This is a genomic window from Breoghania sp., from assembly GCF_030066895.1.
Taxonomy (GTDB): domain Bacteria; phylum Pseudomonadota; class Alphaproteobacteria; order Rhizobiales; family Stappiaceae; genus Breoghania.
Window position 1 is genome coordinate 1 of the sequence record NZ_JASJAV010000044.1, and the last position, 6,194, is coordinate 6,194.

The following is a 6,194-nucleotide window of genomic DNA, read 5'->3' on the forward strand; positions in this document are numbered from 1 at the left end:
AGCCCGTTCAAGCCGCGTCCGGACTCTGTGACGCCATCCGTGAGCAGCGACGAGTTGCGTGTCGGTGTTGATGACCTCAGCTTGCGCCCGAGCCGTTTGGTGATCGCCCGTGACCGCTTGCCGAACTTGTCGGCGGATATTGAGGTCAGACGCCTTCAGGCTGACAACTTCTTCAAGCCGCATTCCTGTCGCCGCCATTGTCAGAACGATTGGGTAATCGTCGAGCTGTCGCTTCTGAGGTTCCTTGAGGAGTTGAAGAAAGGCCGAGCTTTCTTCCTCCGTGAAACCTCGACGGCGTTCCGAGCCTCTGTTAGCGCTCTTCCGGGGCAGCAAGTCGGACAATGGGTCACGAGCTTTTTCGGAGAGGTAGCCGTGGTGCGTCAACAAGCCCCAATATCCCCTGTATGCGCCGAGCATCTTGCCGATGGTGTCGCGGGTCTTGCCGCTATCCAGCAATTCTTGAACGAGATCGGACGCCTTGCGGCGCGTGACGTATTCAACGTACTCGAAACGCTCTGCCAGATTGCTCAGATATCGGCGGTACTCGTATTGGGTGAGCTGCTTGATGCGCTGATCCGCCAGCCAGCGGCCGATATGAGACTGGATAGGCGTCAGTTCGCCCTTCGCAAGCTGAACGAACCGTCGGACATCCTCGGTGGTGGTGATCTCTCCCCACTGAAGGTTGCTGCTTTTGGGCAAGCGCTTGCCTCGCGCCTCGATGCTTTCCGCCTGATCGGAAATCATGCCATCAATGAGACTACGTTCCTCAGGATCGGAAGCCTTCCGTCTCAAGGCAAACCAGAGAGCCGCCTCTTCGGCTATCGAAGTGTCACCGCGAGCTTGAGCGAATTGCTGCTTCCAGAGCGCCACAACGGGGCCGACCATCGTCATGGCCTGTTGCTTGTTGTGCGTCTTGAGCGACTGAATAAGCTTCGTTTTCCCGAAATGCGCACTCAGATCGGCAGGAACATCAAGAACGGCGTAACGTAATAGGTCTGTTTTCGGAGTTACAGGTGGTGGGACATGAGGCCGTTCGTACCCCCATCCGTACCTTCGCCTAACCAATAACGCACTGATATATTGATATTATTGTCGCATTCCGTGCGTAGGATTTCCGTCCCGTCGGGTGCGCCATTCTTTTTATCTGCTGACATGGAAATGTCCAAGCCAGTTTCCGACGCGCCGCTTATCAGCGCGTCGTATTGGCCGAGGTTTTCGGTCGTCGGAGGCTATGAGTTGTCCGGCGCTGGTGCCTCTTATCCCCAGCGGTCCGTGAAGACCATGTTGTTCAGCGCGAATTTCCTTGCCCATCCGTGGCTCTCCAGCTCCGGCGCGTCATAGAGTTCGCGCACATAACCGAGGCAGAGATAGGCGACCGGAACCACATGGTCGGGCAGGGCTAGAATGCGGCGCAGATCCGTCTCGTGGAAGATGCTGACCCAGCCGACGCCGACGCCTTCTGCGCGTGCGGCGAGCCACAGGTTCTGGACGGCGCAAACCGTCGAATAGAGGTCGGTGTCGTGGTCGTGCGTGCGCCCCAGGACGACATGGCCGCCGCGGTCGCGGTCGCAGGTGATGCACAGGTTGAGCGGAGCATCGCAAATCCCCTGAAGCTTCAATCTGGAATAGAGTGCCCGCCGCTCGCCCTCGAACATGTCGTGCGCCTCCCTCATTGGCGCGCTCGAAGGCCCGGTACATCTGCAAACGGATGTCGGCATCGCGGATCAGGATGAAATTCCACGGTTGCGACAGCCCGACCGAGGGTGCGGCATGGGCCGCCTCGAGAATGCGGGCCAGCACCTCGTCGTCGATCTCGTCGGGTAGAAATTGGCCGCGCACGTCGCGCCGCTCGTGAATGGCGCGGAAAACGGCGGCGCGTTCGGACGCGGAAAACGGTCCGGCCGGTTTCAGTCCGGTTGGCTTCATGACATATCCCTTGTCGACTGAGCCTTCGACCCCATCGCTGTCCGCGCGGCGGGCTCCATGTCGTTCGGCCGGTCTTCTGACTGGGCTTCTTACCGAAAGCGGCGCCTTCCCGGCCGGAGCCAGTGGCATCTGCTGCCCCGGTCCGCCTCACAGCGTTGGGCATGTCACGGATTTTCACCGTGTTCCCGATTATCCGCGACGCGTCCCGCGCCGGGCACCGAACGCACCCTAGCTAGCCGCGCCGCCTGCCAAGCGCAACCGGGCGATGTGGAAAATCCGGGGACTGGGAAAACCGGGGGAGGTGCCGGCTCGCCCCTGCCTGCCTATTGCGCGGGCTGTATCGGGGAAACTGACATGCGGCAATTGGCAGGTCGCGCGGATTGTAATTTCTGCTATGAATGTGATGAATTACAAGGCAGTCGGGCCTGAGTCTGCTGCTCGAATGGCGCCAACGGTCCGCTATGTGCCTCATTCCGTTGTGTGAAAATTGAATTTCCTGCCTTTATCATAGGCGGTTTAATCAGTGGAAAATATGGCTTTTTTGGCGAAAAAAAATATAGATTTAACAATGAAGTGACGCTTCCTTTCCGTGAACGAAGGCATTGGGAAGCACTGTTTGAAACAGCTTATTGAATTAGCAGTATGCTAAAAATATAAGCAAGCTTAAAACATCATCTGAATCGCCTTAAATTCCCTTAATATGTATATATAAAAAGTAAGGGCAGTCAATGGTACTGCCCATTCCAGACCCACGCAGAGAGACGCGTTTTATGAACACTGGAATTCGCCTCATTGCCGGAGCTGCTGCTCTGGCGGTTGGGATGCTCAGTTCCGCCGCATTCGCGGACGAGGTCGTGGAGACCGTTGGCTCCGGCATCCCGACCCTTAAGGTCGATAAGAAGCTCAACGCGCTTTTGCCCGAGAAGATCCAGAAGGCCGGCAAGATCGTGATCGTCACCGACGCTCACTACCCGCCGTGTCAGTATTTCGCCGCCGACAACAAGATCATCGTCGGTTACTAGCCCGACCTTTGGAAGGCGATCACCGAAAAGCTCGGTATCACCTACGAAGACAAGTTGATCGATTTCGCTGGCCTGATCCCCGGTGTGGACAGCGGCCGCTACGACATGGCCGCCGAATGCATCTCCGATAATCACGGAACGTGAGCAGCGCGTCACCTTCATCGATGATGCCTATGCCTCGGGCGCTGTCTTCACCCTGGCGACCAACAAGTCCATCACGCCGGATCCTGACACCCTGTGCGGCCTGACCGTGGCGATCCAGCAGGGCTTCGACTTCGTCAACGTCGTCAAAGACGTGATGACCCCGCACTGCACCTCCAAGGGTCTGAAGCCGATCACGCTCAACCAGTATCCTTCCAGCGATGCTACGCTTCTGGCGCTCTATTCCCACCGCGTCGACTTCGTGCTGAACAACATTGCGGCCTCCGAGGAGATCCGCAACGTGCGCCGGAGCCGATCCGCATCGTGGAGAACAAGTACATGCCGAAGTACTACAACGGCATCGTCGTTCAGAAGCACAACGACAAGTTCGCCAACGCGCTCCTCTCCGCGCTGAAGGCGGTCCACGAGGAAGGCGCCTACGACAAGATCATGGCGAAGTGGGGTATCTCGCTTCTGTCGCTGAAGGAGCCGGGCATCAACCTGGCGACCAAGAAGCCGCTCGTCGAGCCCAAGCCCTGATCGAGCCTTAAACGCACGAGGCGGGATCGCGGCATCGCGGTCCCGTCTCTTGTCCCAACCCGAGATAGCATCTTGCAGACAGAGACTGCCAAAGACGCCGAAGCCCCTCGTGAGGATTCCGAGGCGCACGAGCATCTGGAAGTGGTGCCTCGTCGTTCGGCCTGGCGCTTCCTGCCGCCTTTGATCGTCATCCTGATCGGCTTGCAGGTTCTCGAAAGCGTGGTTCTGAACCCGCGCTTCGAATGGGTGCTGGTCGCCAGCTATCTGTTCTCGCCGTCATGTTGCGTTCGAACCTCTGGATCGTCTCCGGTTTCGCGCGCATCTACATCTGGTTCTTCCGCGGTACGCCGATCCTGGTGCAGCTCATCTTCTGGTACAATCTGGCCGCGCTGTTCCCCGACATTTCCGTCGACATTCCCTTCGGGCCGCGTTTCTTCGGCATCGACACCAACATGCTGGTGACGCCCTTCGTCGCCGCCTTCCTCGGCCTCAACGAGGGCGCCTAAATGGCGGAGATCGTGCGCGCCGGTATCGGGTCGGTCGATGCGGGGCAGGAGGAAGCCACCCGCTCCATCGGCATGCTGAAGATGACGTCGCTCGTCTCCGTCATTTCGCTGCTTCTGGTGTGCTGCTGCTGGTACCTGTTCATGACCAGCGTGATGACCGTCATCCAGGGGCGGATCGAACGCCATTATTCACGCGGTCGCCAGGGCGCCGGCCAGTCGAGGGGAGGTCAGCAATGAGCTTTCACATGGTCGAGGCGCGCGACGTCGAAAAGCGCATCCGCCAGCTCGACATCCTCAAGGGGATCGATTTCCACGTCGACCGCGGCGAAGTGGTCAGCCTGATCGAGCCGTCCGGCTCCGGCAAGTCGACCTTCCTGCGCTGTATCAACCACCTGACCAAGATCAACGGCGGCTATCTCGCCGTGGACGGGGAAGCGGTCGGCTACCGGTGCGAGGGCAACAAGCTCTACGAACTGTCGGACAGCGAGATCGCCATCGACCGCGCCTCCATCGGCATGGTGTTCCAGCGTTTCAACCTGTTCGGTCACATGACCGCGCTGCAGAACATCATCGAGGGTCCGGTTCACGTCAAACACGAGCCGGTCGCCGACGCCAAGGAGCGGGCGCGCCAGTTGCTCGACTGGGTGGGCCTGGCTCACAAGGAGGATTCCTATCCTTCCGAACTGTCCAGCGGCCAGCAGCAGCGCGTGGCGATTGCCCGCGCATTGGCGATGCAGCCAGCTGATGCTGTTCGATGAACCGACCTCCACGCTCGATCCGGAACTGGTCGGCGAGGTTCTGGACGTGATGAAGAACCTTGCGGCGGAAGGCATGACGATGATCGTCGTCACGCACGAAATGAGTTTTGCCCGGGAGATCTGCGACCGGGTCGCTTTCATGGACGATGGGCGGGTGATCGAGGTTGGCCCGCCGGCCGAGGTTTTCGGCAATCCGAAGAGCGAGCGCGCCCGTTCGTTCTTCGCCCGCATTCTCTGAAGGATCTGCCGGGGATGGCCCCAGTTTCGGTTTTGCCGCAAAGGCGTCGGGTATTCTCCCGCCCGCGCCTGCGGCAATGGCGGTCTCGGCCGATTTTCAGCGGCTGGGCCGTATGTGTTTGTATGAGAAAGTATGTCTCATGACCGTTGATGAAGCTATCAAGGCTCTGGAAGCCAAGCGCGAAAAGATCTGGCTGGAATCAGCCGGAGGAAGTTCGCCTGCTCAGCGAAGGCTATGTTCCGCGCAACACGGGCTCGCGCGCACGTTTGCCGACGAATTCCTGTGGGGCATCATCCGTGTGCTGGAAGACGGCACGCCGGACCTGAAGATCCTTCAGGCCTGCATCACCGAGGTCATCGGCTACAAGGTGTCGTTCTTCGAATTCGTCGGCCTGCCGCATGCCTGCGAGATGACGCGCATGTACGTGGATGTGGCACGCCTGCAAGACCAATGACGAGCTGCTGACCCTCTCCAAGGCGGCTCTGAGCTATGCCAACCGTCTGCACATGTGGTGCGACTTCATCCTGCCCTGGGGGCTGGGCGATGGCTTCCGCAAGAAACCTCAAGGCTGATTGAGCGCCTGGAAAAGAACAAGGAGAAACGACATGCGTCTCGCAATGGAAGTTGAAGGCAAGGAAATCTGCAAGATCGAGGTCTTTGAGGACAAGTGCCCGATCATCGCCAAGGAGCTGCGCGAAAAGCTACCGCTGAAGACGATGCTTCAGCACGGCAAGCTGAACGGCGACCTGATCTTCTTCACCCTGCCGATCGTGGCGCTGTGGGAGAACAAGTATCTCACCGGCGATCTCGGCAAGGAGCGGAAGAAGGAAAAGGGCACGACCGCCGGAATCGTCTGCTTCTACGGCCTTCTGCATCGTCTACGGTGGCGACGCTTCCGACGAACCGCTCCGGATTTTCTACATCGGTGAGGTCGTGGAAGGTCAGATGCAGCTCAAGGCGATCGGCATGGAAACCTGGTTCGACCAGGGCCGCGTCCTGGAGCTGAAGGTCATCGATTGATCGACCGGCCCCTCGCCATCCCCCACATGAAAAAGGTCGCCCT

The 6,194-nt window shown here is 59.1% G+C and carries 9 protein-coding genes, 2 pseudogenes and 1 riboswitch; of the genes and pseudogenes, 9 read left to right on the forward strand and 2 right to left on the reverse strand.

The genetic code is table 11. The annotated features are described in order from the left end of the window. Together QNJ43_RS26270 and bluB are read right to left on the reverse strand one after the other, a co-directional pair. The coding region (locus tag QNJ43_RS26270) for a DUF6538 domain-containing protein (RefSeq protein WP_346433144.1) at positions 1-1,065 on the reverse strand (1,065 nt) is incomplete at its 3' end. A gap of 191 nt (positions 1,066-1,256) precedes the next feature. After that, positions 1,257-1,926, reverse strand: a pseudogene (bluB, locus tag QNJ43_RS26275) (5,6-dimethylbenzimidazole synthase). A 48-nt stretch (positions 1,927-1,974) separates the two neighbouring features. Continuing rightward, a riboswitch (cobalamin riboswitch) is annotated at positions 1,975-2,163 on the reverse strand. A 533-nt stretch (positions 2,164-2,696) separates the two neighbouring features. Here bluB and QNJ43_RS26280 point away from each other — a divergent pair. The 9 genes and pseudogenes from QNJ43_RS26280 (at position 2,697) to QNJ43_RS26320 (ending at position 6,060) form a co-directional block, all read left to right on the forward strand. Then, positions 2,697-2,948, forward strand: coding sequence for a hypothetical protein (locus tag QNJ43_RS26280; RefSeq protein WP_300474930.1), 252 nt, complete (start codon positions 2,697-2,699; stop codon positions 2,946-2,948). Positions 2,949-3,030: 82 nt separating this feature from the next. Then, positions 3,031-3,504, forward strand: coding sequence for a transporter substrate-binding domain-containing protein (locus QNJ43_RS26285; protein WP_300474931.1), 474 nt, complete (start codon positions 3,031-3,033; stop codon positions 3,502-3,504). Next, positions 3,429-3,629 carry a hypothetical protein gene (locus QNJ43_RS26290; protein ID WP_300474933.1) on the forward strand — a complete coding sequence of 67 codons (201 nt, stop codon included), beginning with the start codon at positions 3,429-3,431 and terminating at the stop codon, positions 3,627-3,629. Before QNJ43_RS26285 ends, QNJ43_RS26290 begins: the two co-directional genes overlap by 76 nt. 278 nt (positions 3,630-3,907) lie before the next feature. Next, positions 3,908-4,135, forward strand: coding sequence for a hypothetical protein (locus QNJ43_RS26295; protein WP_300474938.1), 228 nt, complete (start codon positions 3,908-3,910; stop codon positions 4,133-4,135). Further along, positions 4,136-4,372, forward strand: coding sequence for a hypothetical protein (locus tag QNJ43_RS26300; protein ID WP_300474940.1), 237 nt, complete (start codon positions 4,136-4,138; stop codon positions 4,370-4,372). It abuts the gene before it with no gap. An 8-nt stretch (positions 4,373-4,380) separates the two neighbouring features. Beyond that, a pseudogene (locus QNJ43_RS26305) lies at positions 4,381-5,131 on the forward strand (amino acid ABC transporter ATP-binding protein). A gap of 139 nt (positions 5,132-5,270) precedes the next feature. Beyond that, positions 5,271-5,585: a hypothetical protein gene (locus QNJ43_RS26310; RefSeq protein WP_300474942.1), complete on the forward strand. Its 315-nt coding sequence runs from the start codon at positions 5,271-5,273 to the stop codon at positions 5,583-5,585. Next, the gene (locus tag QNJ43_RS26315) at positions 5,560-5,703 is read left to right on the forward strand and encodes a hypothetical protein (RefSeq protein WP_300474944.1); all 144 of its coding nucleotides are present in this window, start codon (positions 5,560-5,562) and stop codon (positions 5,701-5,703) included. Before QNJ43_RS26310 ends, QNJ43_RS26315 begins: the two co-directional genes overlap by 26 nt. Positions 5,704-5,736: 33 nt before the next feature. After that, the gene (locus tag QNJ43_RS26320) at positions 5,737-6,060 is read left to right on the forward strand and encodes a hypothetical protein (protein ID WP_300474946.1); all 324 of its coding nucleotides are present in this window, start codon (positions 5,737-5,739) and stop codon (positions 6,058-6,060) included. The last annotated feature ends 134 nt before the right edge of the window (positions 6,061-6,194 follow it).